Raw genomic sequence first — 3732 nt, 5'->3', positions numbered from 1 at the left:
GTTGGCGGTGCCGATCGGTGAGACGGTCGAGGCTGTGGGCGGGGATGCGGTGGTGGTGGGTTCGTTGCGTCGGGGTGAGGGTGGTCTGGGGCGGTTCTATGTGTCTCTGGGTGAGGCGTGGGCGGGGGGTGTGGCGGTCGACTGGGGTCCGGTGTTCGCGGGGTTGTCGCCTTCTCGGGTGGAGTTGCCGACGTATGCGTTCCAGCGCAGCCGCTACTGGCTGGAGGTCCCGAAGCCGATGGCGGGTGCGGACCCGGTGGAGGAGCGGTTCTGGCGGACCGTCGAGGAGGGCGACCTCGAGGAGTTGGCGGGCACTCTCGGCGTGGCGGAGGGGCTCGAGAGCGTCGTGCCGGCTCTCGCCGCCTGGCGCACCGCACACCGCGAGCGGGGAGTGGTCGACGGATGGCGGCACCGAGTGGAGTGGCGGCCGCTGACCGCGACCGCCCCCGCCGCCGCCGGAGGAACCTGGCTGATCGTCGTCCCCGAGTCGATGGAAGGCGACCACCTGGTCACCGACGTGCGGGCGGAACTGCAAGCGCGCGGAGCTCGTGCCGTCGTCGCCGCCGTCGACGCTGCCCGGCTGGACCGCGCGGCGCTCGGGGCGCTGCTGACCACCGCCGACGTGTTCGCCGGGGTGCTCTCGCTGCTGGCGCTCGACGAGCGGCCGCACCCCCGGCAGCCCGCCGTACCGCTCGGGCTCGCCGGCACCCTCACACTCCTGCAGGCTCTCGGCGACGTGGGCATCGACGCACCTCTGTGGTGTGTGACCCGAGGCGCCGTGGCCGTCGGCGACGACGACGGGCCGGCGGCGCCCGAACAGGCCGGCGTCTGGGGCATCGGCCGGAGCGCCGCCCTGGAACACCCCAAGCGCTGGGGCGGACTCGTCGACCTGCCCCAGGCCGCGCCGAACGGCCTCGTGGGGCTGCTGCTGGACGCCGTCACGGCAGGCGTGGCGGAGGACCAGGTGGCCCTCCGAGACGGCAGGACGTACGGCCGTCGGCTCGTCCAGGCCGCTACCCGCGGCAAGCCGGCGCCGCGTGACTGGCGCCCGCGCGGCACCGTCCTCGTCACCGGGGGAACCGGCGCGCTCGGCGCCCACGTCGCCCGGTGGCTGGCCACCCGTGGAGCCGAACACCTCGTCCTGACCGGTCGTCGTGGCGACGGCGCCCACATCGCCGGTCTGCGGGACGAACTCGCGCCCCACGGCACCCGGATCACCGTCGCCGCCTGTGACACCGCGGACCGTCAGGCGCTCGCCGACCTCGTCGACGGCCTCGCCGAGCGCGGCGGTCCGGTGCGGTCGGTCGTCCACGCGGCCGGCGTCAGCGTTCTCGGCCCGATCACGCAGACCGACGTCGACGACCTCGCCGCGACGCTGTCTGGCAAGGTGCTGGGCGCCGCCCACCTCGACGAGGTGCTGGACACGGCCGAACTCGACGCCGTCGTCTACTTCTCCTCGATCTCCGGCACCTGGGGGGTCGCCGACCACGCCGCCTACGGTGCCGCGAACGCGATCCTCGACGCCCGTGCCGAACGCCGGCGGGCCGACGGCGCGCCCGTGCTCAGCGTGGCCTGGGGGCCCTGGTCCGGCGGTGGCATGATCGCCGAGTCCGTCCAGAACGACCTGCGCCGTCGCGGCGTCCCCGTCATCGAGCCGGCCACCGCGATCACCGGCCTTCAGCAGGCCCTCGACCACGAGGACACGGTCGTCGCGGTCGCCGACGTCGACTGGCGACGGTTCGCGGAGGTCTTCACCTCCGTACGCGGCAGTGCCCTCCTCTCCGAACTCGCTCCCTCCGGGGCCGAGACGACGGAGACGGCGGCCGGGGCCGCCCGGGGCGAAGGCGTCTCGACCGCCCTGCGCGAGATGGCCGATCTCGAGCCCGAGCGGCGGACCGCCGCGCTGCGCGCCCTGATCGGCGCCCACGTGGCCGCGGCGCTGGGGCACGAGGACGCGGAAGCGGTCAGCGTCGACACGGCCTTCAAGGATCTCGGCTTCGACTCCCTCACCGCTGTGGCGCTGCGCGACCGTGTGCACCGTGCCACCGGCCTGAAGCTGCCCACCACCGTCGTCTTCGACCATCCCAGCATCTCCGCGCTCGCCGCCTGCGTCGACGACCTCGCCTTCGGCGGCGGGCGCGCGGACGCGCGGCCCGCCACGGACAGCGCGGGCGCGGTCGCTCCGACGGCCGCCGACGAACCGATCGCGATCGTGTCGATGGGGTGCCGCTTCCCCGGCGGCGTCCGCGCGCCCGAGGACCTGTGGCGTCTCGTGGCCGACGGCATGGACGTCGTCTCCCCGCTGCCCACCGACCGCGGCTGGGACCTCGACGCCCTCTACGACCCCGACCCCGACCGCCTCGGCACCAGCTACGTCCGGGAGAGCGGATTCCTCGACGACGCGGCCGAGTTCGACGCGGCCTTCTTCGGGATCTCCCCGCGTGAGGCCATGGCGATGGACCCGCAGCAGCGACTGCTCCTGGAGACCGCCTGGGAGACCCTGGAGCGCGCGGGCATCGACCCCAAGACGCTGCGGGGCAGCTCGACCGGCGTGTACGTCGGCCTGACCGACCAGGAATACGCCGCCCAGCTGCGCGCTGCCTCCGGGGAGAACGAGGGGTACCTCGCGACCGGAGCGGCAGCCAGTGTGGCGTCCGGGCGCATCGCCTATGCCCTGGGGTTGGAGGGCCCGGCGGTCACCGTGGACACGGCCTGCTCCTCCTCCCTGGTCGCCCTGCACCTGGCGGTGCGCGCGCTGCGCGCCGGAGAGTGCCGTCTGGCGGTGGCCGGCGCGGCCACCGTGATGTCGGGCCCCGGGGCCTTCGTCGCCTTCAGCCGCCAGCGTGCCCTCGCCCCCGACGGCCGCTGCAAGCCCTTCGCCGCCGACGCCGACGGATTCGCCCTGTCCGAGGGTGTGGGTGTGCTGTTGCTGGAGCGGTTGTCGGACGCCGTGGCGTCGGGGCATCAGGTGCTGGCGGTGGTGCGGGGTTCGGCGATCAATCAGGACGGTGCGTCGAACGGGTTGACGGCGCCGAACGGTCCGTCGCAGCAGCGGGTGATCCGTGCGGCGCTGGCGGACGCGGGTCTGTCGGCTGCGGACGTGGACGTGGTGGAGGCGCACGGCACGGGGACGAAGCTGGGTGACCCGATCGAGGCGCAGGCGCTGCTGGCGACCTACGGTCAGGAGCGCGACGGCGACCGTCCGTTGTGGCTCGGGTCGGTGAAGTCCAACATCGGCCACACGCAGGCCGCTTCGGGCATGGCCGGGATCATCAAGATGGTGCAGGCCATGCGCCACGCCACCCTGCCCGGGTCGTTGCGAGGCGATCAGCCTTCCCCGCTGGTCGACTGGTCCGCGGGCGCGGTGGAGTTGCTGGCGCAGGCCCGTGGGTGGGAGGAGGCCGACGGCCGGCCGCGACGGGCGGCGGTGTCGTCGTTCGGCATCAGCGGCACCAACGCCCACGTCGTCCTCGAAGCGCCGCCGCAGGACGTCGCGGACGCCGATTCCGCGCCCGTCGAGCGGAATCCGGCGCACGACCGGGCCGTCGTGCCCCTCCTCGTCTCGGCGCGCACGGAAGCGGCGCTGGCCGCCCAGGTCCGGCAGCTGACCGCGCATCTGGAGTCCACCGCAGCCGACCCGGTGGATGTGGCGTGGTCGTTGTGGCGGTCGCGGTCGGTGTTCGAGTGCCGGTCGGTGGGTGTCGCGGGTGAGTGGGTGGCGTCGGGTTCTGT

Annotated in this window: 1 protein-coding gene; it reads left to right on the top strand. The window is 74.1% G+C overall.

What is annotated here, in order from left to right:
* Positions 1 to 178: 178 nt before the first annotated feature.
* Positions 179 to 3732: SDR family NAD(P)-dependent oxidoreductase (locus ACN6LD_RS41925; protein ID WP_445045912.1), on the top strand; the 3554-nt coding region annotated here is incomplete at its 3' end.

Source organism: Streptomyces sp. SAS_272 (genome assembly GCF_052543235.1).
Note: the sequence above shows the minus strand (reverse complement) of the source record. Positions and strands in the feature narration are given on the sequence as shown.